Source organism: Actinomycetota bacterium (assembly GCA_035697485.1).
GTDB lineage: Bacteria > Actinomycetota > UBA4738 > UBA4738 > HRBIN12 > JAOUEA01.
This window is the reverse complement of sequence record DASSCU010000058.1, coordinates 41854-65862: the sequence shown is the minus strand read 5'-3', so window position 1 is coordinate 65862 and position 24009 is coordinate 41854. Positions and strand designations below refer to the sequence as shown.

24 protein-coding genes and 1 pseudogene are annotated in these 24009 nt (G+C 70.2%); 10 read left to right on the top strand and 15 right to left on the bottom strand.

Annotated features, from left to right (window positions below):
* Positions 1-3 precede the first annotated feature (3 nt).
* Positions 4-3534: an MFS transporter gene (locus VFI59_14780; protein HET6714956.1), complete on the bottom strand. Its 3531-nt coding sequence runs from the start codon at positions 3532-3534 to the stop codon at positions 4-6.
* Positions 3535-3657: 123 nt separating this feature from the next.
* Positions 3658-5310, bottom strand: a complete 1653-nt coding sequence (locus VFI59_14775) for an alkaline phosphatase family protein (protein HET6714955.1) — start codon at positions 5308-5310, stop codon at positions 3658-3660.
* A gap of 112 nt (positions 5311-5422) precedes the next feature.
* Here VFI59_14775 and VFI59_14770 point away from each other — a divergent pair, with 112 nt between their 5' ends.
* Genes VFI59_14770 through VFI59_14760 form a run of 3 tightly spaced genes read left to right on the top strand, consistent with a single transcriptional unit; the run spans position 5423 to position 8515 of the window.
* Complete coding sequence (locus VFI59_14770) at positions 5423-6778, top strand: hypothetical protein (protein HET6714954.1); 1356 nt, start codon at positions 5423-5425, stop codon at positions 6776-6778.
* Positions 6778-7800, top strand: a complete 1023-nt coding sequence (locus VFI59_14765; GenBank protein ID HET6714953.1) for a permease — start codon at positions 6778-6780, stop codon at positions 7798-7800. The genes VFI59_14770 and VFI59_14765 overlap by 1 nt, the downstream gene beginning before the upstream one ends.
* A gap of 4 nt (positions 7801-7804) precedes the next feature.
* Positions 7805-8515 carry a TIGR03943 family protein gene (locus tag VFI59_14760; GenBank protein ID HET6714952.1) on the top strand — a complete coding sequence of 237 codons (711 nt, stop codon included), beginning with the start codon at positions 7805-7807 and terminating at the stop codon, positions 8513-8515.
* A 3-nt stretch (positions 8516-8518) separates the two neighbouring features.
* Here the strand turns inward: VFI59_14760 and VFI59_14755 are convergent, their stop codons facing one another.
* From VFI59_14755 to VFI59_14740, 4 genes are read right to left on the bottom strand one after another with little or no spacing between them, the layout of a single operon-like run.
* Entirely contained in the window at positions 8519-8950 is a 432-nt protein-coding gene (locus VFI59_14755) for a Fur family transcriptional regulator (GenBank protein HET6714951.1), read from the bottom strand.
* An 8-nt stretch (positions 8951-8958) separates the two neighbouring features.
* A complete protein-coding gene (locus VFI59_14750) occupies positions 8959-9816 on the bottom strand; it encodes a metal ABC transporter permease (protein ID HET6714950.1) in 858 nt (285 codons plus the stop codon).
* Entirely contained in the window at positions 9813-10583 is a 771-nt protein-coding gene (locus tag VFI59_14745) for a metal ABC transporter ATP-binding protein (protein ID HET6714949.1), read from the bottom strand. Before VFI59_14745 ends, VFI59_14750 begins: the two co-directional genes overlap by 4 nt.
* 10 nt (positions 10584-10593) lie before the next feature.
* The gene (locus VFI59_14740) at positions 10594-11412 is read right to left on the bottom strand and encodes a metal ABC transporter substrate-binding protein (protein HET6714948.1); all 819 of its coding nucleotides are present in this window, start codon (positions 11410-11412) and stop codon (positions 10594-10596) included.
* 161 nt (positions 11413-11573) lie between these two features.
* Between VFI59_14740 and VFI59_14735 the strand changes: the two genes are divergently transcribed.
* Complete coding sequence (locus tag VFI59_14735) at positions 11574-12617, top strand: LLM class flavin-dependent oxidoreductase (GenBank protein HET6714947.1); 1044 nt, start codon at positions 11574-11576, stop codon at positions 12615-12617.
* Here the strand turns inward: VFI59_14735 and VFI59_14730 are convergent.
* Complete coding sequence (locus VFI59_14730) at positions 12614-13393, bottom strand: A/G-specific adenine glycosylase (protein HET6714946.1); 780 nt, start codon at positions 13391-13393, stop codon at positions 12614-12616. The two genes, VFI59_14735 and VFI59_14730, sit on opposite strands and share 4 nt — an antisense overlap.
* Before the next feature lie 163 nt (positions 13394-13556).
* Between VFI59_14730 and VFI59_14725 the strand changes: the two genes are divergently transcribed.
* Complete coding sequence (locus VFI59_14725) at positions 13557-13922, top strand: CBS domain-containing protein (protein HET6714945.1); 366 nt, start codon at positions 13557-13559, stop codon at positions 13920-13922.
* A gap of 28 nt (positions 13923-13950) precedes the next feature.
* Here the strand turns inward: VFI59_14725 and VFI59_14720 are convergent, their stop codons facing one another.
* The 3 genes and pseudogenes from VFI59_14720 to VFI59_14710 all read right to left on the bottom strand — a co-directional run bounded on the left by VFI59_14720 (position 13951) and on the right by VFI59_14710 (position 14909).
* Positions 13951-14142 carry a hypothetical protein gene (locus tag VFI59_14720; protein HET6714944.1) on the bottom strand — a complete coding sequence of 64 codons (192 nt, stop codon included), beginning with the start codon at positions 14140-14142 and terminating at the stop codon, positions 13951-13953.
* A gap of 151 nt (positions 14143-14293) precedes the next feature.
* On the bottom strand, positions 14294-14593 hold the full coding sequence (locus tag VFI59_14715) for an acyl-CoA dehydrogenase family protein (GenBank protein HET6714943.1): 300 nt from the start codon (positions 14591-14593) through the stop codon (positions 14294-14296).
* A 145-nt stretch (positions 14594-14738) separates the two neighbouring features.
* Positions 14739-14909: pseudogene (locus VFI59_14710) on the bottom strand (acyl-CoA dehydrogenase family protein).
* Between the two features lie 557 nt (positions 14910-15466).
* On the opposite strand from VFI59_14710, the gene VFI59_14705 reads away from it, so the two are divergent.
* The 5 genes from VFI59_14705 to VFI59_14685 are packed head-to-tail and all read left to right on the top strand — an operon-like array spanning position 15467 to position 19993.
* The gene (locus tag VFI59_14705; GenBank protein ID HET6714942.1) at positions 15467-15823 is read left to right on the top strand and encodes a YciI family protein; all 357 of its coding nucleotides are present in this window, start codon (positions 15467-15469) and stop codon (positions 15821-15823) included.
* Between the two features lie 27 nt (positions 15824-15850).
* Positions 15851-16216, top strand: a complete 366-nt coding sequence (locus VFI59_14700) for a YciI family protein (protein HET6714941.1) — start codon at positions 15851-15853, stop codon at positions 16214-16216.
* On the top strand, positions 16213-17433 hold the full coding sequence (locus VFI59_14695) for an RNA polymerase sigma factor (GenBank protein HET6714940.1): 1221 nt from the start codon (positions 16213-16215) through the stop codon (positions 17431-17433). The genes VFI59_14700 and VFI59_14695 overlap by 4 nt, the downstream gene beginning before the upstream one ends.
* A gap of 39 nt (positions 17434-17472) precedes the next feature.
* Positions 17473-18888 carry an MBOAT family O-acyltransferase gene (locus VFI59_14690; GenBank protein HET6714939.1) on the top strand — a complete coding sequence of 472 codons (1416 nt, stop codon included), beginning with the start codon at positions 17473-17475 and terminating at the stop codon, positions 18886-18888.
* Between the two features lie 10 nt (positions 18889-18898).
* Entirely contained in the window at positions 18899-19993 is a 1095-nt protein-coding gene (locus tag VFI59_14685) for a GDSL-type esterase/lipase family protein (protein ID HET6714938.1), read from the top strand.
* Positions 19994-20002: 9 nt separating this feature from the next.
* Here VFI59_14685 and VFI59_14680 read toward each other — a convergent pair whose 3' ends face one another.
* Genes VFI59_14680 through VFI59_14660 form a run of 5 tightly spaced genes read right to left on the bottom strand, consistent with a single transcriptional unit; the run spans position 20003 to position 24009 of the window.
* Complete coding sequence (locus tag VFI59_14680) at positions 20003-21388, bottom strand: TrpB-like pyridoxal phosphate-dependent enzyme (protein HET6714937.1); 1386 nt, start codon at positions 21386-21388, stop codon at positions 20003-20005.
* 33 nt (positions 21389-21421) lie between these two features.
* On the bottom strand, positions 21422-21748 hold the full coding sequence (locus VFI59_14675) for a Rieske 2Fe-2S domain-containing protein (protein ID HET6714936.1): 327 nt from the start codon (positions 21746-21748) through the stop codon (positions 21422-21424).
* 19 nt (positions 21749-21767) lie between these two features.
* Positions 21768-22424, bottom strand: a complete 657-nt coding sequence (locus tag VFI59_14670) for a CDP-alcohol phosphatidyltransferase family protein (protein ID HET6714935.1) — start codon at positions 22422-22424, stop codon at positions 21768-21770.
* Between the two features lie 26 nt (positions 22425-22450).
* Positions 22451-22990 (bottom strand): transcription elongation factor GreA, encoded by a 540-nt coding sequence (gene greA, locus VFI59_14665; GenBank protein ID HET6714934.1) that lies wholly within the window; start codon positions 22988-22990, stop codon positions 22451-22453.
* A gap of 29 nt (positions 22991-23019) precedes the next feature.
* Entirely contained in the window at positions 23020-24009 is a 990-nt protein-coding gene (locus VFI59_14660) for a nitrogen fixation protein NifH (GenBank protein ID HET6714933.1), read from the bottom strand.

The window sequence follows — 24009 nt, the reverse complement described above, 5'->3', positions numbered from 1 at the left end:
GCCTCAGTCGACCTCGGCCGGCACGACGGGCTCGCCGTCGATCTCGATCAGGTCGTCCTGCGGGGCGAACTGATCGCGGATGCGTCGCGCCCATGCCACGACGAGTGCGGTCAGGCCGAGGAAGACGATGCCCGAGACGAGCAGGATCGAACGCGTGGTGGCCTCGCTGTCCTCCGTCCAGAGCAGGAAGAGGATCACCGCCGGCACGATGTAGCCGAGGTTGTAGGCGATGTCGAACAGCGCGAACGCCCGGCCGCGGAAGTCGTCGGGCATCGTCTGCTGCATGATCGTGTCGGCCGAGATCTTCCCGACGAAGAACGAGAAGAAGCCGATGAACAGCATCGCGGCGAAGCCCGCCACGGAGACGAACAGCCCACCCACGATCGTGCCGACGCCGAGCAACACCATCGACATCAGCAGCAGGCGCACCGGCGGCACCCGGTCCTTGTACTTCTGCGCCACGACCATGCCGAGCGCACCGCCGACGAGACCACCCAGGCCCGAGAGGACCAACGCGAGAGTGTCGGAATCGCCGCCCGCCACGAGGTTCTTCGCGTGGAGGCCGAACACGAACAGGCCGAAGCCCCAGAACTGGTAGCGGAGCATCTGGAACGACGAGAGCCCCAGCGCCGCGGGCGCACGGCTCGCGACCTCCTTCAAGCCGGCCACGATGTTCCGCACGACCTGTGAGGCCTCCTGGGCGAACGTCGTCTCGTGCGGTCGCAGCTCGGCATGGCGCAGGTGCTTCGCGACGAACGCGCCGACCAGCAGCACGACGGCCCCGACGACGACGGGCACGAACGGCGGCACGAACCCGGCGAGCGCGCCGCCGAACACGATGCCGAAGATCTGCGCGAGGGCGCCGCCAGCCTGGGAGAGGCCGTTTCCCTGCAGCAGGTCCTTCCCCGAGAGCACGTCGGGCATCGCGGCCGACTTCACGGCCAGGGCGATCCGGACACACGCCTGCACGGCAAGCAATCCGAGGATCAACGCCCCGGTCGCGAAGGCCTCGCCCTCGGTGGTGTCGGAGCCGAGCGGCACGAGCACCGCGAGCGACACGACGACGACCACGACGGCCGTGACCACGTCGGACCACCACACGACGCGCCGGCGTGGGAAGCGGTCGATGAACACGCCGATGAACGGCGAGATCAGCGTGTACGGCACATAGAGCGCGAGCACCACCGTCAGCAGGTAGTCGGCCGACGGCAGGTTCTGCACGTCGAAGCCTTCCTGCCCGCCGAACGCGAGCGACTTCGCGATCGCGCCCTGCACCACGCCCTGCCCCGCCTGAGCGAGGAACTGCACGCCCATCAGCACCGAGAAGTCGCGGTTCGAGAAGACCGCGAACATCGCGTTGAAGAAACCGCCGAACGCCTCGAGGGGCTTGCGCAGCCAGGCGTCGGCCACCCGCAGGGCGGCGCCGATGCCGATCGCGAGTGCGACGACCGTCCAGCCCTTCGACACGCTGAGCGGGCCGCGCCACACCGCGAGCACGGCGATGCCGGCGAGCAGGACGAGCACGACCGATATGCCGGGGATCAACGCGATGCGATCGACGGTGGTGCGGATGCCGAGCCAGTTCGACGCGAGCCAGCCGGGCACGATCAGGAGCACGCCGAGCAACGCGATCACGAGCAGGTTCTGCGGCAGGTTCTCGAGCGGCCCCGGGTGCGCCTCGAACTTCGCGGCCTCATCGGCCGCGGCGGCCTGCGCGCGCTCGGCCACATCGGCGGACGGCGACCACAGGCCTTCGCCCTCGATCACGTACACGTCGGGCCCTACCTCGACACCCTGGGACGTCACCGCCTCGAGGTTCTGCTGCTCGACGTCGGCCGGGCACTTTTCGACGCCGTTGCACAGGCCCCCGTAGTACTGCCCGATCAGGAACACGACCGGCGGCTCGGAGAACTCCTCGAACCGCGGCTGGAAGTCGTCGGCCTGCTTCCCGTCGGGATCACACAGGTTCGCCTCGCCGCCGAACGCCTCGCACCAATGGGCGGTGGCCGCGTCGGTGTACCCCTCGCTGCCCGCCGTCGAGGTCGTGCGCTCGCCCGCGAGGAAGTTCTCGAGGGTGCCGAGATACGTGACCGATCGCTCGATCGCCTCGCCCGGCAGCCCGGTGCGGAACACGTTCGAGTACGTCTTCGCCCACCCGTAGGCGGTATTCGTCTCGGTGGCAGGGTCGTCGGTGTCGCCGTAGTTCACGACGAGCACGTTCGCCCGCTCTCCGGCCGCTTCGACGACCTCGTTCACGGCGGCGAGCGAGGTGCGGACCTGTTGGTTCGCCCACTGGTTCGTCTCGCTGACCCAGCGGTTCTCGACGCCGTCGTAGAGCACGTACGCCAACGAGGCGACGACGAGGACCGAACCCATCGCGCCGGCGACGAGGACCGCGCCGTGGCGGCCGCGGAGCAGCCAGCGGATCGCGACGAACGCGCCTAAACCCACCAGCGCCATCGGGGCTGCCGACGCGTTCATGAACCGGTAATACGGGAGCGCCGCGCCCGTGACCACCGACGCGGCGCCGGCGAACGCGACCAGCCACCAGATCGACACCTGGTCCTCGGTGCGCGCCGGCTCGCGCGTGCGACGTGAGAGCAGGATCGTCGAGACGATCGCGATCGCGATGAACGGCACGATCACGAGCGGCTGCAGCGAGTTCACCCATTCCACGAGCCGTTCCGTGAAGAACTCCGCGCTGTAGGGCGGGGGCAGCGCCGCCTCCGCGAGGCTCGCCGGTTTCCCCCAGATGCCGACGACCCACATCGCGAGGCCGGCGATCATGCCGAAACCGACCGACATCAGCATGGGAGCGTCGGCCCGGAGCGCGGCCCCCAGCGAGAAGCGGCTCGTCAGGAAGTGGAGGCCGAACACCGCCATCAGCACGGCGCCGAAGATCACGCACGTCGTCGGATGCGTGAACGCGGCCGCGATGCCGACCAGGAACAACGCCGTCCTCGCCCCCCACGAGGTGCGGGCCTCGTGGACGAACGGGATCATCAGCGCCAGCAAGAACAGCACCGTGATGTTGTCGAGGTACCCGACGTAGGGCGTCGTCAGGAACAGGGCGACCGTGGCCAGCAGCGTTGTCAGCACCACGAGCGGATCGCGACGGCTCCGCAACAGCGCGGCCCCGAGCGCGAGCCCAGTGAGGATCGGGATGCCGATCATCAGATAGGCACTGAAGGTGTACCGATCGATGCCGACGACCTGCTGCAGCAGCGCGCCGGCGAGCGGCACGGTCACGCGGTACCCGCCGGCGAACAGCCCGTTCGGTCCCCACTCCTCGGCGACCCGCACAGGGTCGGCCTCGAGGATCACCTGGGCGCGCCACGTGTACCAGGCGGGGTCCCGCGTCGGCGCCGACAGGCTGGGGTCGGCCAGGAACTTCCAACCGAGCACCAACAGCATCAGCAGGGCGAACCCGCCGACCATCCACCACGACCCGAGCCAGCGCGGGCCCGAGCCGGGGCTCGAGCCGGGCAGGGGCGGTTCGCCCGCCGGTGCCCTCACGGTGTCGGTCGCAGCCATGGAGCGGATCCCTTCTCAGTTCGTGGGGGAGGGTGTCGTGCGGGCAGCCCGGACCCCGCCAAGGTCATGGGGACCGCCACAGGATAGACGAGCCGCACCCTCGCGCCCGGAAGGCCGCGCGTGTCAACGCGAGGCCTCGGGAAGGCACGGGAGGCCCGACATCAATGCCGACGGGAACGCCGCCTGCATCACCTCGTCGTTCTCCTCGCCGGGGTTCGGCACGACGCCGCCGCCCGCGGTCTGCGACTGTGTGAACGTCATCATGAACCGCGCCACGTCGTCGACCGTGTGCCCGTTGGCCTCGAGCTCCGCGAGGTTCAGGAACGTCTGCGTGGGCTGCATCAGATCGACGATCTCCGGGCCGCCGGAGGACCCGAAGCGTTCATTGATCATCTCCTGCATCGGACCGGTGGAGATCTGATAGCCCCCGCTCGCGGCGGGGTCGGGCATCGAGGCGTGATCGGCCGTCAGTACCATCGCCCACTCGCCCGTACCCACCTCGCGGTTCAGGAACGTGACGAGATCCTTCATCGCCGCGTCTTGTGCGACGACGGCGTCTCGCATCTCGGGGGAGTTCATCGACCACACGTGGCTGACGTAGTCGATCTCCTTGAAGTTCAGGTACAGCAGGTCGGGCACGTCGTCGACCCCGAAGCCCTCGCGCCGGATCACCTGCTCCACCACTCGCTGTTGGTACGGGGTTCGGGCGGGCGTGTCGAAGCCCTGCAGCAGCTCGTCGATGTCGTTGTCGCGCCACTTCCCGTCGAGCTGCCCGTCGGCCTGGTCGAGAGCCTCCTTGTCCTGCTCGAACCCACCCACGTCGTTCGCGTAGCCGGCCAGCTCGTAGTAGGCGGCCTCGCGCTCGGGCAGGTTCCACTCGAAGCCCTCGTCGGTAAGTGTCTCCCCGCCGATCACCGACCGGGTGAGCGCGAGGTCGCGGTCGCCGCCCGAGAAGAACGACCCGTGCCCGAGCATGCCGAAGTGGATGTCGACCGTGCCGACGATGCCGGCGAGCGGCTCGTTGCCCATGGCGCGGTCGTACACATCGGCGAACGTTGGCTCGATGAAGAACGTCGGGCCCTGGTTCCAGGGACCGGTGATCCGTCCGGCGACGAGCATGTTGTGCCCGACGATGCCGTGGTGGCGCGGGTAAGCCCCCGTACCGATCGTCGCGTGGATCTGCGCGGTGCTCGTCGGCGACGACCCCACGGTCGCGTCCGTGTACCAGGTGCCCTTCGGGATCAGCGACTTCGTGAACGGCCACGCGCCCGGATGCTCCTCGAGCACGTTGATGCCGCCCGCGTCCCACACCATCGTGACCAGCAACTTCGGGATCCCGCGCTCGGACTCGGGAAGCAACGCCTCGCTCATCGGCTGGCCGTCCGGCGCCCGGAAGCCGTCGAACTTCATGAGCTCCGCCGTCGTCGGCGCGATCCCCGCCACGGTGACGGGTCGATCGACCTCGCCCTGCTCGCGCACGAAGCCCGGGCCGTACCAGAGCATCGGCACCGTCTGGATATAGTCCCAAGGCCCGACGTGCGGCAGACCGGAACCGACGAAGTTCGGCTCCTTCGGCACGAAGCTGAGCTGCGCGCCCCGGTCGGGTCGCCACCCCCGCCAGATGCGCACCAGCTGGTCGTGCGGCAGCGAGCAGGCGGCCGCCACGAGATCGCGTTGTCCCGACCGGGCTCGTGCATCCGGGACGGGACGGACGAGCACCAGTGCGACCAGCACGGCTGCGAGCGAGAGGGGAACGAGCGGTCTGCGGACGGACATGTCGGCATAGGGAACACGACCCCGGTCGGGCACGACAACCTGGGCGCGTGGAGAGTCTGTGACGGGTCCGAGCCCGTGCGGAGGCCCCGGTCCCAGGCGGTAGCGTGGATGCGTGCTGATCGGTCGTCGGCTCTCGTCACTGTTGCTGATGCTGGCGCTCGTTGGAGCTCCGGCGGTGGTCCTCCGCGTCCTGTGCGTCGGGAGCAGCTGCGACGCGAGCGAGGCGGATGCGCAGGCCTCGGTGCCGTTCTGCCCCCTCCCCCAGGGTCTGCGTCGCGAGGTCGCGGCCGGATTCCGTGAAGGACGCTCCCCCGACGTGATGGCGGCCACCGCAGGGCTCGATGTCGTCTCGACGCAGGTCCAGCGGGGGGCGAGGGTGCCCTGGCCCGGGACCGAGGAGAGTGACGGCGTCTCGGGCCTGCCCGACACCCGGGTGCCGATCGTGTTCCTCGGTGCCGGCGTTCGACCGGGCGACCTGCCGCCGGGCAGCGGGCTGGACACGATCGCGCCGACCCTCGAGGAGATCACCGGGTTCCGGCGGGCGCACCCCGAGGTCCGGACCGGTGCGGCCATCGACGGGGTCGCGGCCGAGGGGAGCGCCGCACCCGCGCTCGTCGTGATCATCGCGTGGAAGGGCATCGGCACCACCAACCTCGAGCGGGATCAAGCGGCGTGGCCGTTCCTGGGCCGAGCCCTCCGTACGGGCGCGGGGACGCTCACGGGCACCACCGGCTCCCTTCCGCTCGACCCCGCCGCCACGCTCACCACGATCGGCACCGGCGGACGACCCTCGAGCCATGGCATCACCGGCACCGTCGTCCGTGAGGACGACGGTGGGGTCGCGGTCGCATGGTCGGCGCCCGGGTCGGGCTCGGTGATCGCCACGCTCGCCGACGACCTCGACCACGACTCGGGCGGGCGTGCTCGGGTCGCCGCCATCATCTCGAACCCCGCCGACCGGGGCATCGTGGGCAACGGGTGGTACCTCGACGCCGCCGACGACGACACGATGATGCGCCTCGACGACCCGGGGCGCGCCGCGACGGTCGCCCGGTCGATCACCACCTCCGAGGAGCTCGGCAGCGATCGCGTGACCGACGTGCTGGGCATCGTGCTCGACGGCGGAGTCGACCGGGTCGACACGGCGACGGCACGGGTCGTGTCGACGGTCCGGCGCCTCGTCCCTCACGCGACGTTCGTCGTCACCGCCACCGGAACCCTCGCCGGCGGTGGCCAGGGCGAGGATGCCCCCGGCCTCGCCGACGACGTCGAGGCGGCACTCGGCGCCCCGGTCGTGGCCGAGGTCGCCGCGGACGGGATCTTCCTCGACCGAGACGTGCTCGTGGACCGCTCACTCACCGGGCAACAGGTCGCGGATTCGATGGGCGCGCTCGTCGACGACGCCGGCCGACCGCTCTTCGACGACGTGTACCCGTCGTTCGCCGTCGCCTTCTCGAGGTACTGCTGATGGCCGTCGACGCGCGACCTCGTGCACCGTCGTCCAGGACGCCGCCTCGGGACGGCTCACGCGCGCCCGTCGCGATCGTGACGGCCGTGCTCGTGGCCGTCGCCGTGCTCGTGCGTGTCGTCGATCCCTCGAGCCTGCCCTGGCTGCGGAACCTGCTGATCGTGTTCGGCTCCCTGCTGGTCGAGGCGATGCCGTTCATCCTGCTGGGTGCGACCGTGTCGGCCGCGATCGAGGTGCTCGTGCCCGCGTCCGCGTTCGCACGCATCGCGTCGCTCCCGCGTGCCCTGCAGCTGCCGGCCGCGGCCGCGGCCGGCGTCGCGTTCCCCGTCTGCGAGTGTGGCTCGGTGCCGGTGGCACGCCGGCTGGCCGCGAAGGGCCTCGCTCCGAGCGCCGCGATCACGTTCATGCTGGCAGCCCCGATCGTGAACCCGGTCGTCGTCGCGTCGACGTTCGTGGCCTACCGCGGGCGGGACACCCTTTGGATCATGGTGCTCGGACGTCTCGCGCTCGGTTTCATCGTGGCGATGACGGTCGGGTGGGTCCTGGGCCGGGTTCGCTCGGGAGAGCTGCTGCGTGCCCGCGCCGGCGGGGTCGAGGCCCACGAGGTCGACGACCGAGAGCCGCGATGGCGGCGCTTCTTCGGGCACCTAACCGGCGACGTCGTGTTCATGGCGCGGTTCCTGATCATGGGCGCCGCCATGGCCGCCGCGATCCAGACCTTCGTGCCCCAATCGATCGTGAACAGCGTGGCGAGCCTTCCCGTGTTGAGTCTCATCGCGATGATGGCGCTCGCCTTCGTGATGTCCCTGTGCTCGGAGTCCGACGCCTTCGTGGCGGCATCGTTCACGGCGTTCGGCCCGGCGTCCCAGCTCGCGTTCCTCGTCTTCGGCCCGATGGTCGACCTGAAGCTGGCCGCGCTGTACGTAGGCACGTACCAGCGGGGGTTCCTTCGCACGGTGGTGATCGCCGTCGGCGCATCCACGCTCGTGGCCACGATGTGGATCCAGGTGATCTGGGGATGACGGGATGAGCGCACACGGCGACCGCCCGACGTTCAGCGCGCCCCGCGTGGCGGCCGGGCTCGCGATCGGGGCGTGGGCCGGGCTCTTCTGGTTCCTACTGCTCGGTGGACGTACATCGCTGTACCTGTCCACGCGCACCGCATGGCTCGTGCCGCTCGGGGCGGCACTGGCCACGATCGCATCCGTGGGACGGCTCGCCTCGGCCCGGGTGCGCTCCCCCGAACCGCTCGGCAGCCGGGAGACGTGGATGTTCGGTCTGATCGTGCTGCCCGTCGTGCTCTTGCTCACGCTGCCGCCGGCCACGCTGGACTCCTACGCGGTGAACCGGCGCTCGAACTCGACCGCGATCGGATCGAGCGCGCGCATCGTGAGCGGCCCGATCGATCTCGTCGACGTCGCGGCCGCGAGGGCGGTCGTCGACGCCGAGGCGGCGCTGAAGGCCCGAGCCGGCGAACGGGTCACGATCGAGGGGTTCGTGACCGAGGAGCCCGGCGAGGCCGACCGGTTCCAGCTGACGCGGTTCGTGATCACGTGCTGCGTCGCGGACGCCACGATCAGCTACGTCACCGTCGTCGACGCGCCTCCAGGAAGCTTCGAGACCGACCAGTGGATCCGCGTCGTCGGACCGATCTACCCCCTCGGCAGCGACATCCTCGTGCAGGCCGAGTCGGTCGAACCGATCGATCAGCCCGACGAGCCCTATCTCACCCCTTGAGGATCACGCACACGCGCGACAGGTGCCGATCAGGTCGAGGCGGTGGCGCACCTTCGCGAACCCGCTCCGTTTCGCCAGCCGATCAACCGCACGATCCATCGTCGTCTCGAGGTCTGGCGGGATCCTGACATCCTCCACCTTGCCGCAGTTCGAGCAGATCAGGTGGTGATGGTGCTCGGTGAGCTCCTCCGCCAGTTCGTACCGCGCGAACTCCCCCTCGGTGATCACGCGGCGCACCACCCCCGCGTGCTCGAGCACGGAGAGGTTGCGGTAGACGGAGCTCTGCGGACCCGTGCGCGCCTGCACGAGATCGGCGGTCGACAGCGGGGTCCGCGCACGCTCGAGGGCGGCGACCAGCGACTCTCGCTGCGGCGTGTACCGCTGTCCGACGCCACGGAGTCGCTCGGCGACGGTCGAGTGCAGATCCGGCGCCACGAGCCGCATCATACGTCGGCCTCCGGCACTCCCCGTCCCCATGCGAAGGCGTGGGACGCGACGGCGACGATCACGAACACCCCGGCCGTGACCAGCACGATCGTGCCTCCCGGAGCGAGCCCACCGGGGAACACCCTCGACAGCGCGAGCCCCGCTACGGACGCGCCGACGCCGATCGCGACCGAGATCGCGAGGGATCCCGAGAACGAACGCGCGAGCATCTGCGCGCTCGCGACCGGCAGCACCATCATCGCGGCGACGAGCAGGATGCCGACGATCTGCATCGCCGCGACGACCGCGACCGCGGTGAGGACGGCGAGCAGGGCGTTGAGGACGCCGACCGGCAGTCCGGCGACGCGCGACCATTCCTCGTCGGTGACGACCGAGAACATCGCGCGGCGCAGCACGAGCACCGCGGCCACGATGCCGAGGCCGAGCAGCACGAGCGCCCGGACCTCGGCGGGACGCACCGTGAGGGGCTGTCCGAAGAGGAACGTGAGCACGTTCGCCGAAAGGCCCTCGCCTGCAGAGATCAGCACCACGCCCAGCGCGATGCCCGAGTAGAAGAGGACCGCCAGCGCCACGTCGCCCGACGTGCGTCGCCTGGCGCGGAACCACTCGATGCCGAGGGACCCGCCGACGGCGAAGGCGAGCGCCGTCCACAGCGGCGCCCACCCCGCGAGCAAGCCGGCTCCGACGCCGGCGAACGCCACGTGCCCGATGCCGTCGCCGATCAGGGAGAGTCGCTTCTGCACGAGGAAGACGCCGATCGTCGGTGCGAACGCCCCCACCACGATGCACGCGACGAGCGCGCGCTGCATGAAGGCGAGATCGAACGGATACGGGAGCCCGATCTCGGCGATCACGAGAGCTGCTCCAGCCAGATCGGCAGGTCTTCCGCGTGCACGCCGAGGCTCCCGACCCCCTGGGCAGCCAGGGCGGCCGGATCGCCGTCGAACAGCACCGTGCGCTTGAGCACGATCACGCGGTCGACGTCGTCGGCGACCGCGGAGAGCTCGTGCGAGACGAGCAGCACGCCGGCGCCGTGGTCGCGGATCAGGTGCACGAGCGAGTCCCGGAAGAGTCGCTGCGACGCCGCGTCGACCCCTGCGATCGGCTCGTCGAGCACGAGCAACGACGGCTCGCTCGCGAACGCCCTCGCGATGAACGCACGCTGCTGCTGACCGCCCGAGAGCTCGTTCACCGGCCTGTCGACGAGGTCGGCGAGCCCCACCGAGGTGATCGCATGCCCGACCTGCCGTCGATCGGTGCGGGACATCGGGAGCCACCAACGCCCATCGGTGAGTCGGCCGGCCGACACGATCTCCCGCACGGTGGCTGGAAGCTCCGAGCTGAGGTTGGGGCGCTGCGGCACGTAGCCGAGCCGCCCGCGACGACGCACCGACCCCGGCCGGCGGCCGAAGAGACGCGCCGCTCCTGCATCCGGCTCGAGCGAGCCGAGTAGCAGCCGCAGCAGCGTGGACTTGCCCGATCCGTTCGGGCCGACGAGCGCGACGAACTCGCCCGCGCGGACCGCGAGGTCGACGTCCTCGAGCACGGGCTCGCGACCGTAGCCGAAGGTCAGACCCTCGGCCCCGAGGAGCTCTTCGTGCGCGTCGTCGCCGCCCGACACGTGCCGGACGCTAGGCGCAGACGAGGCCATCCCGCAACACCTCCAGGTTCCGTCGCATCACGGACAGGTAGTCGTCGCCGGCGGCTTCCTGTTCGTCGGTGAGGCCCTCCAACGGACTCAGGACCGCGGTGTCGAGGCCGGCCTCGGCGGCCAGCGTCTCGGCGACCTCTGGGGCGACGAGATCCTCGGTGAAGACCGTCGTGACGCCCTCCGCTCGCGCCTCGGCCGCGAGCTCGGCGATCCGCTGGGGGTTGGGTTCGGACTCCGGCGAGAGGCCCGAGATCGCGTGCTGCTCGAGGCCGTACGCGGCGGCGAGGTAGCCGAACGCCGCGTGGTTCGTGATCATCACCCGCGTGTCGCATCGAGCGAGCCCGCGTCGGAACTCCGCGTCGAGCGTCATGAGATCCTCGTCGAGATCGCCGGCGTTCGCGGCGACACGAGCGCCGTCTCTCGCCTCGACCTCGCCGATCTCCGTCGCGACGCGGGCGGCGATACCCGAGTAGAGCACCGGATCGAGCCACACGTGCGGGTCGGCGGATCCGTTGTCGCCCTCGTCGCCGGACGGCGCCCGCAGGGGATCGATCCCCTCGAAGACGTCGACCGTGATCCCCGTCGCTTCCGCCTCGACGGCGTCCTCGACGACCGATTGGAACCCACCACCCAGGTACACCACGACATCGGCCTCCGCGATCGCCTCGAGGTCGTCGGGTGTGAGCTCGAGGTCGTGCGGTTCCACACCGGGCGGGGTGAGGTTCCTGACGGAAACCCCCTCGCCACCGGCGCGCTCGGCCGCGAATGCCAGCGGATAGAAGCTCGCGACCACCTCCACCGATCCTCCGCGGCCGTCGTCGGATCCGGACCCCCGTCCGCATCCGACGATCGAGAGGATGAGAACAAGACTGAGAATCGCTCTCATGAGGTCCACCGTACGTGTGGCGGCGGTCCGTCGTCAACGAGATCGTGTCGACGCCCGGGTGGTAGCGTCAGCTCGTGGCGGTGCGCATCGGCATCGGGCTGTTCACGGGCCAGATCCCGGCCGGATCGGAACGCTCCTTCGCCCAGGAGTACCGCGACACGATCGAGCTCGTGCGCCTCGCGGAGGCGGTGGGATTCGACTCCGCCTGGTTGAGTGAGCACCACGGCGCATCCGACGGCTACCTGCCCTCGCTCCTGGTGATGTGTGCCGCACTCGCGTCGGCGACGTCCACGATCGCGCTGGGCACCGGGGTGATCCTCACGCCGTTCCATGACCCGCTGCGCCTCGCGGAGGATGCCGCGGTGGTCGATCAGCTCTCCGGCGGACGCCTGACGCTCGGCCTCGGTATCGGGTGGCGACCCGAGGAGTTCCGGATGTTCGGGGTCCCGATGCGGGAGCGGCTGCCCCGCACGGTCGAGACCGTGACGATCCTCCGACGTGCGTGGACCGGGGAGCGCTTCTCCCACCGGGGCGAGGTGTTCGACCTCGACCGCGTTCGGGTGACGCCTCCTCCCGCGCGGGCAGGCGGGCCACCGATCCTGCTCGGCGGCTACGTCGATGCCGCCCTGCGTCGAGCCGGCGAACTGGGCGACGGCCACATCACCGACGCCGACGACCTCGACCACGTCCGCAACGCCGTCTCGCTGATGGAGCAGGGTGCGCGGGACGCCGGCCGGGATCCCACGAACCTTCGCCTCGCGCTGATGGCGAACGCGTTCGTCGCCGACGCGCGCGCCTGGGAGATCGCTGCACCTGGCGTGATGCACCAGCTCGGCGCATACGAGGCATGGGATGCGGGCCACGACACGCCCGAGCACGACTCGCTGGACGCGGTGGTCGGCGACGAGCACGCCGCTCGCCGTTCGACGGCGGCGGGCACCGCCGACGACGTCGCGCACGCACTCGAGCCGATCGTGCACTCGCTCGGCGCCAGGGCCGAAGCCGACCTCATCGTGCGCCTCCACTACCCCGGCATGGCGTTCGACGACGCCGCCCGCGCCGTCTCGCTCTTCGGCGAACGGGTGCTCCCGGCGCTCCGCGACCTCGGCCGGCGCTAGTCGGGCAACGCGACGCGACCGCGCTCGCGCCCCTCGAGCGCACCGGCCGAGGCGACGACCACCCCGTCGTCATGCAGGCCTCGCACGGCGTCGGCCAGGCGCTGCACCGGTACGCCGGTCGCACGCGAAAGGCCGCCGAACGTGCGGGGCGACCGGTCGCGCAGCGCCGCCAGCACCGCCCCACGGACCTGCCGGAGCGAGCCCTCGTACCTCGGCTGCCGACGGGTCGACGGCCGGCCGACGCGTCCTGAGACAGCGAACGCGCACCAGGGGCGCAGAGGGCAGACGTCGCATCGCGGAGTCGGCCTGCAGACCTCGCGGCCGAGATCCATGAGCGCCTGGTTGAACGCCGAAGGTCGGCGGCGGTCCAACCACACCGAGGCGGCGTCACGGAGGGTGCGAGCCGACACCTCGTCGGCCTCCGAGCCGTGATCCACCCGCGCCCACACGCGCCGGACGTTCGTGTCGATCGCGGGCACCGGCGTGCCGAAACCCAAGCTCGCGACGGCTGCCGCCGTGTACTCGCCGATCCCCGGCAGTGTGCGCAACAGCGACGGGTCGCTCGGCACCTCGCCCCCGTGCTCGCGGACGATCTCCGCGGCGGCGCGGTGGAGCGCGACGGCTCGCCGCGGATACCCCAGGCGACCCCAGGCGCGCAGCACGTCGGCCCTCGACGCGGCCGCCAGTGAGCGCACGTCCGGGAATCGCCGCACGAACTCCTCGAACACCGGCACGACCCGGGCGGCCTGGGTCTGCTGGAGCATGATCTCGCTCACGAGCACGGTGTACGGATCGGGGAAGCGCGCCCCGCGCCCGACCGGCGGACGCCAGGGGTACGCGCGACGACGGGGGCGGTACCAGGCGAGCAGGGCTTCCCGCGCCTCGTCGCGAGGGCTAGGCTGCTGCTCGCGGGTAGCCGAGGTTCCGAAGGGTCCAGTCATGACCGTGATCCGTGAGGTGATGAGCACCGAGCTGACGACCGTCTCGCCGAGTACAACGATCGCCGATGCCGCCACGATGATGAGCACTCATCAGGTCGGCAGCGCGCTCGTGCTCGACGGCGAACGCCTCGTGGGCATCTTCACAGAACGCGACGTGCTGCGAGCCGTGGGGTCGGACTTCGACGCCGAGCATCACGCCGTGAGCGAGTTCATGACCAAGGATCCGAAGACGATCGGGCCGGAGGTCGACGCTCACGAGGCGCTCGAGTCGATGTTCGCGTTCGGGTTCCGCCATCTGCCGGTGGTCGACGGGGGACGCGTTGTGGGCATCGTCTCGATGCGCGACGTCACCCGGCGGGCCTGAGCCGGCACGGCGTCCGATCGAGCCGACGTCAGAACCCGGCCTTCGAGTCCTTACTCGGCATCTCGTCGGCGACGGCCGTCAGCGCCTCGTGCACCGACCGGAACACCTCCGCGACGAACGACGCCTGCTGCCCGTCGTTGCCATTCATCGTGCCTCGCACCGCCGACGCGGTGATCTCGCAGGCCTTCTCGAACACAGCCCAGTCGCTCTCGCGGGACATGGTGGTCTCGTCTCCTCCGTGTGATCGACACCGACGATCGAGACCGCGATGCCGCGCCCCGATCCGGCCATCAGGCTACCTGAGGGTGCCCGCTCGAACGCCGGGGGCCTCGGTCGACGATGGGCCGCTCACTCGAACGCCCGCAGGCCGGTCAACGCGGCGGTGATACCGGTCGCCCCAACAGCGATCGCGCCTCCCGGGCGATCGTGAGGGCCGCGCGGGCGTTGTGGAGCTTCGTCATGCTGACCTGCTCGAACGTGACCTGGCCCGCGTCCTTCAGCCGTCCGAGCTGCTGCGCCATCAACGACCCCGCGTTCACGGCGATCGCCATCTCGACCAGCTTGGGCTGCACGAGTTGGAATGCGCCGATCGGCTTGCCGAACTGCACGCGGCTCGTCGCGTGATGCAGCGGCCTCGTAGCACGCGCGCGCCGCTCCCATCGCCACCCCACGCGATGCCGAACCTCGCCTCCGTGAGGCACGAGAGTGGCCCTTGATGCCCTCGATCCCCGGCAGCACCGCCTCGGCCCGCAGATGCACGTCGCGCAGGTGGAGCTCCGAATGGGCTGCCGCCCCCAGCGACCACGCGTGCTCGAGCGGCGCGAACTCGAGGCCGGGCGTGTCGCTCGGCACCACGAACCCCCGGATCACCCCCCGCTCGTCCTTGGCCCACACGATCGAGACGTCGCTCACCCATCCGTTCGTGTTCCACTTCTTGTGCCTGGTGAGCACCCAGTCCGAGCCATCGCGCACGGCCCGGGTCGTCATGCTCGACGGGTCGGAACCGGACCGGGGCTCGGTGAGCGCGAAGCAGCCGATCGCATCGACGCGGGCCATCCGCGGCAACCATTCCTCTCGTTGGGCCTCGCTGCCTTCGTCCGGATCGGGAACATGGCCAGCGACCCCTGCACGCTCACGAAGGAGCGCAGCCCCGAGTCTCCGTACTCGACCTCGCGGTTGACCACGCCGTGCTCGACCGCGCTCGCGCCCGCGCAGCCGTACCCGTCGAGGTGCATGCCGAGGGTGCCGAGGTCCCCGTCGCCCGGGCGAACTCGACCGGGAACTCCCCGCGCTCGAGCCACCCTTCGACGTGCGGCAGCACGTGGTCGGCGGAACGCCCGCACCCGGTCGCTCACCGCCCGCTCGCCGTCGGTGAATAGGCCGTCGACATCGAGGAAGTCCAAGGATCGCGCGACGTCGCGGTCGTGGCCCAAGCCTACGGATGCTTCCCATGGGCAACTTCGGGCAGGATGTCGAGGTACGAAGCGTCTCGTTCGTCGTATCGATGGAACGCGGGGACTGTCCGTCGCACGGAGGGAGGCTGCGTGGCCAGGTACATGTTGCTGATCCACGGAGAGGAAGGCGGCTGGGAGGCCGCGGCCGACGACGAGCGGGCGGCGATGTACGAGCGCTACGGCGCGCTCGTCGCCACGATGCGGGAGCGCGGGCACCTGATCGAGGCCGACGAGCTGCATCGGGCCGCGGACGCGAAGGTGGTGCGTGTATGCGGCGGAGCGGCCGAGGTCGTCGACGGACCGTTCACGGAGACGAAGGAGCAGCTGGGCGGCTACTTCCTCGTCGACTGCGACCTCGAGACGGCCGTCGCCTACGCGACCGCGATCCCGGGTGCGAGCACGGGGGCGGTCGAGGTGAGACCCGTCGTGGCGACTCAGTCGAGCTGAGCCAGATCGAACGCGAGGAGGAGCACGATGCAGTACATGCTGCTGATCTACGGCGACATGAGCGGCTACCCGGAGTTGGACGAAGCGGGGCAGGCGGCCGAGATGAAACGCTGGTACGACTACAGCGACTGGCTCGCCCAGAAGGGATGGATGAAGGCCGGCGACGCCCTCGTCGACGTCGACCAGGCGACGAGCGTCCGCGTGCGCGACGGTGAGCGCATCGTCACCGACGGCCCGTTCGCCGAGACGAAGGAGACCCTCGGCGGGTACTACCTGCTCGAGGTCGAGAACCTCGACGACGCGATCGAGGCCGCAGCCGAGTGCCCCGGCGCCTCCCACGGCACGATCGAGCTGCGGCCGGTGGCGGCGCTCCCGGAGATGCCCGAGGGGTGATCGCAGCGACCGACGAAGTCGTCGATCGTCTGTTCCGGCGCGAGTCGGGGCGGGCAGTCGCGACCTTGATCCGCGCGGTCGGCAGCTTCGACCTCGCCGAGGACGCCGTGCAGGAGGCGTTCGCCGTCGCGCTCGAACGGTGGCCCCGCGACGGGATCCCCGAGAACCCGGGGGCCTGGATCACCACCACCGCGCGCAATCGGGCGATCGACCGGCTGCGACGGGACCGGGTCGGCCGGACGAAGGCCGAAGCCGCCGAGCAGCTGGGCGCCTTGGAGCGAATGGACACGGACGACACGGAGATCCCCGACGAACGGCTGCGGCTGATCTTCACGTGCTGCCACCCGGCCCTGCCGATGGAGTCCCGCGTGGCGCTGACCCTCCGCACGGTGGGGGGCTTGTCGACCCGCGAGATCGCGCGGGCCTTCCTCTCGCCCGAACCGACGGTGGCCCAGCGGCTCGTGCGGGCGAAGCGGAAGATCCGCGCGGGCGGTATCCCCTATCGCGTGCCACCACGCGACCTGCTCGAGGAGCGCTTGGGGGGCGTGCTCGCCGTGTTGTACCTGGTCTTCAACGAGGGGTACAGCGCCACGAGCGGTGATCTCGTGCGCGTCGACCTCTGCGAGGAGGCGATCTGGCTCGCACGCGTGGTCGATCGGCTGCTCCCGGGCCACCCCGAGGTGCAGGGGTTGCTGGCCCTGATGCTGCTGCAGCATTCGCGTCGCGACGCACGCACCGACCCGGCAGGCGACCTCGTGCTGCTCGAGGATCAGGATCGGGCACGGTGGGACCACGACATGATCGACGAGGGGCTCGCCGTGCTCGATCGGGCGATCGGAGGCCGTGCGATCGGGCCCTACCAGCTGCAGGCGGCGATCGCGGCGCTGCACGCGCGGGCCCCGCGCCCCGAGGACACCGATTGGCCCCAGATCGCCGGGCTCTACGGCGCCCTCGCGGCCGCGACGCCGAGCCCGGTGGTCGAGCTGAACCGGGCTGTCGCGGTGGCGATGGCCGACGGTCCGGCGGCGGGATTGCCGTTGCTCGACGCCCTCGAGAGAGACCTCGACGGCTACCACCTGTTCCATGCCGCCCGCGCCGACCTGCTCAGACGCCTGGACCGGCGGTCCGAGGCGGAGGCGTCGTACCGACGCGCGCTCGACGTGGCCACCAACCCCGCCGAGCGGGCGTTCCTCGATCGCAGACTCACTCAGCTCTGACCCGGGCTTGCGCGCGCGGTGCGCTAGGGTTCTTCGTCGATGCTCTTCCCCACGATCGACTTCGCGATCTTCTTCGCCCTGGTGTTCCTGGGCCACTGGTTGCTGAACCCGAAACCCCTGCCCTGGAAGCTGTTCATGATCGGGGCGAGCTACGTCTTCTATGCCTGGTGGGACGTGCACTTCGTCTGGCTGCTCGCCGGCGTCTCGGCGATCTCCCAAGCCGGGGCCGTCGCCGTCGCCATGCAACCGGACGAGCGCCGCAAGCGCATCGCCATGGTCGCCGGGGTGACCCTCACGCTCCTCCCACTGCTGTACTTCAAGTACTACGGCTTCTTCTCGCTGAACCTCACGAACGCGGCCACGGAGCTAGGGATCGAGCACCTGGGCCTGCCCCTCGTGCAGCTGATCCTGCCCGTCGGCATCTCGTTCTTCACGTTCATGGCGATCAGCTACGTCGTCGACGTGTACCGCGGTCACACCCACGTCGCGAGCTGGATCGACGCCTTCCTCTATCTGTCCTTCTTCCCCCATCTCGTGGCGGGGCCGATCGTGCGGCCCGACGAGCTGATCCCCCAACTCGACGTGCGACGCGACCCGCGACACGTCGACGTCGCGGGCGCCTCGTGGCTGATCATCGGCGGGCTGTTCAAGAAGGTCGTGGTCTCGAGCTTCCTGGCGACCACGATGGTCGACCCGGTGTTCGGCGATCCCGCGAGTCACTCCGCGATCGACGCCCTCTTCGGCATCCTCGCCTACGCGATCGTGATCTACGCGGACTTCAGCGGGTACACCGACATCGCGATCGGGGTGGCGAAGCTTCTCGGGTTCCAATTCCCCCAGAACTTCGACCGGCCGTACTCAGCCCGGTCGCTGCAAGACTTCTGGCGCCGATGGCACATGACCTTGTCGCGATGGCTACGCGACTACCTCTACATCCCGCTCGGCGGCTCGAGGCGCGGGGAGATCCGGACCTACGTGAACATCGTGGTCACGATGGTGCTCGGCGGACTGTGGCACGGGGCCGCCTGGACGTTCGTCTTCTGGGGTCTCTACCACGGTGCGGGCCAGGCGATCGGGGCCTGGAAGCGTGCCAACCTCCCCGAACGCCCGGAGACCCCGATGCTGGTGTGGGGACAGCGGCTCTCGACGTTCGCGCTCGTCTGCGTGGGATGGGTGTTCTTCCGCGCGGACTCGATGGCCACGGCATTCACGCTGCTCGGCCGGCTGGTGACCGGCTGGACCACGCCGACCGACGTCGTCACCCCGCTCGTCGCCGGCACGATCGCGCTGATGCTCGCCCTGCAGTACGCGCCGCGGGAGCCGGGCCTGCTGCTGCAGGAACGCATCTCGCAGTGGCACCCCGTGCCGATGGGGCTCGCGGGCGCCGGGGCCTTGTTCGTGATCACGACGCTCGGGCCACAGGGTGTGGCACCCTTCATCTACTTCCAGTTCTGACGAGGACCCGATGCCCGACACCCCGCACGAGAGGATGCCGACGCTCGAGCGTCTCGACCGCTCCGGCGACGATGCTCGGACACCCGCCCCTCGGGGGCGTGTCACGATGCCGGCCGGGCGGGTGCTGATCGTGCTGCTCGTGGCTCTGCTCGTGTGGGGTGCGCTCTACGCCCCGAGCCTCAAGCGCGCCTCCGAGGCCCAGCCGCTCGGCACGCGGCGCACCGTGTCCCTGTGGCTGCTGCGTCCCGTGGTCGCGATCAGCGATTTCGTGCAGCTCACCTCCCTGACCGACGGCGCGATCCGGACGCTCGGGCGCGACCCGAACGAAGCCCCGGGTGGGGCCGTCGACGTGCCCGAACCCGAGGATCTGCCGACGCTCGGGCCCGGCGTCTCGGTCTCGCCGAAGCCCGAGGGACCGGTGCTGAAGGACACGAAGATCCGACGGCCGACCCCGACGAACGAGCTCCGGGTCGCCGTGGTCGGCGACTCGCTGGCGGCGGGCCTCGGTGTCTACCTCGAGCGGGAGTTCCGTCCGGCGCTCGTGCGTCTGACCCGGCAGGGCCGCATCTCGACGGGGCTCTCGCGCCTGGATTACTTCGACTGGATGACCGCGATGCGCCAGATCGAGAACGGGTTCTCGCCCGACCTCGTCGTCGTCATGATCGGCGACAACGACAACCAGAGCCTGCAGGGCCCCGGCGGCCAGGTGGTGGCCGAGATCGGCTCGTTCGAATGGCCGAAGGGGTACGAGAAGCGCGTCGAGGAGTTCACGAGGATCGCCGTCGACGGCGGCGCCCACGTCGCCTGGGTCGGCCTACCGATCGTGCAACGCAAGGAGCGCTGGGACGTGATGCAGCGACAGAACGCCATCTACGAGCGGGTCGTCGATGCCACCCCCAACGCCGTGTACATCGACACGTGGGAACGGTTCGCCACGCGCGACGGCGAATACACGCCGTTCTTCTGGGAGGACGGCAAGGCACAGGTGGTGCGGGCTCCCGACGGACTGCACTTCACTCCGCGGGGCTACGAGCTGCTCGCGCAGGCCGTCACGGACGCCGTCGTCGAGTCGTTCCGCCTCACCCCGAACGCCCTCGACGACTGAGCGCCGGGCTCAGACCTGGATCGGCACCTCGGGCAGGTTCGCGAGCGCGGCCTCCTCGTCGGCAGCGTCGAACTCGAAGTCGGGCAGCTTCCCGGCGAGGTAGTCGTCGTAGGCCTGCATGTCGAAGTGCCCGTGCCCGCAGAGGTTGAACAGGATCACGCGCTCCTCACCCGCCTCGCGGGCGGCGATCGCCTCGTCGATCGTGCCCTTCACGGCGTGATTCGCCTCGGGGGCCGGCAGGATGCCCTGTGTCTTCGCGAACTGCAGCCCCGCCTCGAACACCTCGTTCTGCGTGTACGCGACGGCCTCCATGTGGCCGTGGCGCACGAGCAGCGACAACGACGGCGCGTCGCCGTGGTAGCGCAGCCCGCCGGCGTGCACCGGCGCCGGCACGAAGTCGTGCCCGAGCGTGTACATCGGCACGATCGGCGCGATCTGAGCGGTGTCGCCGAAGTCGTACGCGAATCGCCCCTTCGTGAGGGTGGGGCACGCGGCGGGCTCGGTGGCGAGGAAGCGCATGTCGGGCGACTCGCCTCGCAGCTTCCCGGCCATGAACGGGTAGGAGATGCCCGCGAAGTTCGAGCCGCCGCCGACGCAGCCGACCACCGCGTCGGGACGCTCCCCCGCCATCTCCATCTGCTGCTGAGCCTCGAGCCCGATCACGGTCTGGTGCAAGAGCACGTGGCCCAGCACGCTGCCGAGCGCGTAGTTCGTGTCGTCGTGCGTCGCGGCGTCCTCGACGGCCTCGCTGATCGCGATGCCGAGCGAACCGGTCGAGTCGGGGTGCGCCTCGAGGATCGCGCGCCCGCTGTTGGTCTCCGCGCTCGGCGAGGAGACGACGCTCGCACCGAACGTCTCCATGAAGACTCGGCGGTACGGCTTCTGGTCGAACGACGCCTTCACCATGTACACGTCGCACTCCAGCCCGAACATCTGGCACGCGAGCGCCATCGCGGAACCCCACTGCCCGGCACCGGTCTCGGTCGCGATGCGGCGGATGCCGGCCTGCTTGTTGAAGTAGGCCTGCGGCACCGCGGTGTTCGGCTTATGGCTGCCGGCAGGTGAGACGCCCTCGTACTTGAAGTAGATGTGGGCCGGCGTCTGCAGCGCCTGCTCGAGGCGGGTCGCGCGGAAGAGCGGCGACGGCCTCCAGAGCCTGTAAACGTCGATCACCTCACCCGGGATGTCGATCCACTCGTCGGTGGAAACCTCCTGGCCGATCAACGACATCGGGAACAGCGGCGCGAGGTCGTCGGGGCCGATCGGCTGCTTCGTCTGTGGGTTCAGCGGAGGCAGGGGCTCGATGCCCGACTTCACGATGTCGGGCATGAGGTTGAACCACGCGCTGGGGATCTGGTCGGGTTGCAGGTCGAACCGGGTGCGGACGTCGCTCACGTGGGGTGCCTCCTCGCGCGGTGAGCCGCGAGCCTACCCCTCGCCCGGACGTGTGGCTACCTCGACCCATCCGTCGATCTCGCGGGCCCTGAAGATGGTCAGCGGATCGGCCGCGGGACCCTCGACCGGCTCGCCGTTCTCCACGTCGAAGACGCTGCCGTGGCACGGGCACTCGACCGTCGCCGCTCGATCGTCGAACGATCCCTCGGCGAGCGAGCACCCCTGGTGCGTGCACTCGTCGCCGAACGCGTACAGGTTCGCCTCTATGTGGGCGACCGTGATCCGTCCGGTCGGGGTGTCGTACGCCCGCATCTCGCCCTCGGGGATCTCGCCGAGTGCCCCGACCCTCACGTACTCCATCGACGTGCCCCTTCCGAGTTCAGGCCCTCGACAGCGCGGTGAACCCTCGCTGCACCACCGTGAACACCCCGAGCGTCGCGAGCGCGATCAGCGCCGGGAACATCATGCCGGGGATCAGGAGTCCGATCATCAGCGCGAGCATCCGTTCCAGCCGCTGGAACAGGCCTTCGCTGAGGCTGATTCCGACCGCCTCGGCCTCGGCCCGGATCTGGCTCACGCCGAGGCTGACGATCAGCGTGAGCAATGCGAGCCCCGCCTGCACCATCTCGCCCTGCGCAGCGAGGTTCCAGAACAGGCACGAGAACAGGATCATGTCGGAGACCCGGTCGAGCACCGAGTCCATGAACGCGCCCGACCGCTTCTCCTCGCCCCGGTGGCGGGCCACCGAGCCGTCGAAGACGTCGAGCAGGCTCCCGACGATCAGCAGCAACCCCGCCACGAGCCAGTTCCCGACGACGATCTGCCACCCGGCGAGCACGATGAACACCGGGGACAGCAGCGTCAGCTGCCACGGTCGGACTCCCGTCCAGATCAGGAAGGCGAGGATCGCCCGGTACGGCCAGGCGAGCAGACGCTGCATCGCCCCGCCTGCGGCGCTCTCGCTCTTGCGCGGCGGCGGCATGTCCCGCACACGAGGCGCCTCTCGCTCGTGCCGTTCCGGTTGCTCGTTCGTCACGAGTCCAAACCAGACTAGTTCGCGGATCATCCCGCGAACGGCTCGAAGTCCACGACGACGTAGCGGACGGTGCCCGCGGGGGCTTCGTAGGTGACCTCCTGCTCGGCGGCGACTCCCAGGAGCGCCGCACCGAGCGGCGACGTCGTCGTGACGGTGCGGGCGCCCGGCGCCTTCTCCTCGGCGTGCTCGGCGAGCAGGTACGTCTCCTCGTCGTCATCGTCGTCGTCGACGGGCCGGAGCGTCACCAGCATGCCGGGGCCGATCTCGTCGGCGTGCGCCGGCGCCTCGACGATCTCGGGATCGCGCAGCATGTGCTGGAGCTTGCGGATCTTCGACTCCATCAGGCCCTGCTCGTCCTTGGCGGCGTGATACTCGGCGTTCTCCTTGAGGTCGCCGTGCTCACGCGCCACCTTGATCTTCTCGGTGATGCGCTCCCGGCCGTGCGTGGTCAGCTCCTCGAGCTCGGTCTTGAGGCGCAGGTACGCGTCGAGGGTGAGCGTCGCGGTGGGCTCCTGCCCGGCCGCGCGGGCTGGACGGTTCCGCAGCTCTTCGGGGAGGTCTGCCATGGGCGCGAGTCTACCGAGCAGAGGTTCCGCTAGCCGAGGCATCCCCTCAGGACCCGGCACGCTCGAAGCGTCACCCACTTGCTGGGGTACCCGGGAGCATCGACGTCGGCCCAGAGCTTCCCGCGATACGAGTGGTCGTTGCGCCATCGGCCCTCGGCATCCTGCTTCGCCATGACCATGTCGAGTGCGGGCATCACCCGGGCATCGCGGCCGCGGCCGAGCTCGACGAGCGCCTCGAGGCCTTGCAAGGAGTCGGCCACGTAGGCCGAGGGGAACCCGAGCTTCGTCCAGTTCTTGCTGATCGTGGTGTCGGTCGGGAAGGCGCCGGAGGCGAGGTCGTGCTCGAGGAGGAACGAGACACCCAGGTCGATCGCGCGACGCACCGCCTGGGTACGACGCCGGGGCGGGATCGCCGCGAACGCTCGAAGCGCCTTGATCGCCCCCCAGCCGCAGGGGAGACCGCCGTTGATCCCGCAGGCGAACCTCGGCCCGCTGGTCGCACCCGGATACCAGCGCTCGTGACCGTCGCCGGTGCTCGCGCTCGCCTCCCACGCGATGCCGAGGCGGACCCGCTCGTCGTCGAGTCTCCCGAAGGCGATCAAGGAACGCAGGAGGTTCCCGGTCAGGCAGTGCACCGCGGAGCTGTTCGTGGTCGTCCAGCCGAAGCCGCCGCCCGGTGCCTGGCCGTGGGTGAGCGCGTAGTCGCAGGCCCGCTGCACCCGAGGGTCGTGGGGGTCGGCGCCCATCTGCTCCAGGAAGATCAGCGACCAGAACCAACCGGTGTACTTCGACGCGTAGCGTGCGCCGGGCCGCACCCACCAGCCCTCGGGGTCCTGCGCCGCGAGGATCGCGGCGATCGGATCGGCGCGCATCGCGGCCGCCCGGGCGCGGCGGGCCGCCGGCGCCTCGGGCGGCTCGTCGAGGAGGTGTGTCAGCGCGAGGTGTCGAACGGCGGGCTGATCGCGCTCGAGCAGCCACGGGAGTGGATCGCCTCGCAGCGCGGATCGCCATGCCTCCAC

What these genes read in the sequence shown, in the direction of transcription:
- VFI59_14780 (HET6714956.1), bottom strand. Translation starts at nt 3,534, where the DNA reads ATGGCTGCGACCGACACCGTGAGGGCACCGGCGGGCGAACCGCCCCTG.
- VFI59_14775 (HET6714955.1), bottom strand. Translation starts at nt 5,310, where the DNA reads ATGTCCGTCCGCAGACCGCTCGTTCCCCTCTCGCTCGCAGCCGTGCTG.
- VFI59_14765 (HET6714953.1), top strand. Translation starts at nt 6,778, where the DNA reads ATGGCCGTCGACGCGCGACCTCGTGCACCGTCGTCCAGGACGCCGCCT.
- VFI59_14760 (HET6714952.1), top strand. Translation starts at nt 7,805, where the DNA reads ATGAGCGCACACGGCGACCGCCCGACGTTCAGCGCGCCCCGCGTGGCG.
- VFI59_14725 (HET6714945.1), top strand. Translation starts at nt 13,557, where the DNA reads ATGACCGTGATCCGTGAGGTGATGAGCACCGAGCTGACGACCGTCTCG.
- VFI59_14720 (HET6714944.1), bottom strand. Translation starts at nt 14,142, where the DNA reads ATGTCCCGCGAGAGCGACTGGGCTGTGTTCGAGAAGGCCTGCGAGATC.
- VFI59_14700 (HET6714941.1), top strand. Translation starts at nt 15,851, where the DNA reads ATGCAGTACATGCTGCTGATCTACGGCGACATGAGCGGCTACCCGGAG.
- VFI59_14690 (HET6714939.1), top strand. Translation starts at nt 17,473, where the DNA reads ATGCTCTTCCCCACGATCGACTTCGCGATCTTCTTCGCCCTGGTGTTC.
- VFI59_14685 (HET6714938.1), top strand. Translation starts at nt 18,899, where the DNA reads ATGCCCGACACCCCGCACGAGAGGATGCCGACGCTCGAGCGTCTCGAC.
- VFI59_14675 (HET6714936.1), bottom strand. Translation starts at nt 21,748, where the DNA reads ATGGAGTACGTGAGGGTCGGGGCACTCGGCGAGATCCCCGAGGGCGAG.
- greA (HET6714934.1), bottom strand. Translation starts at nt 22,990, where the DNA reads ATGGCAGACCTCCCCGAAGAGCTGCGGAACCGTCCAGCCCGCGCGGCC.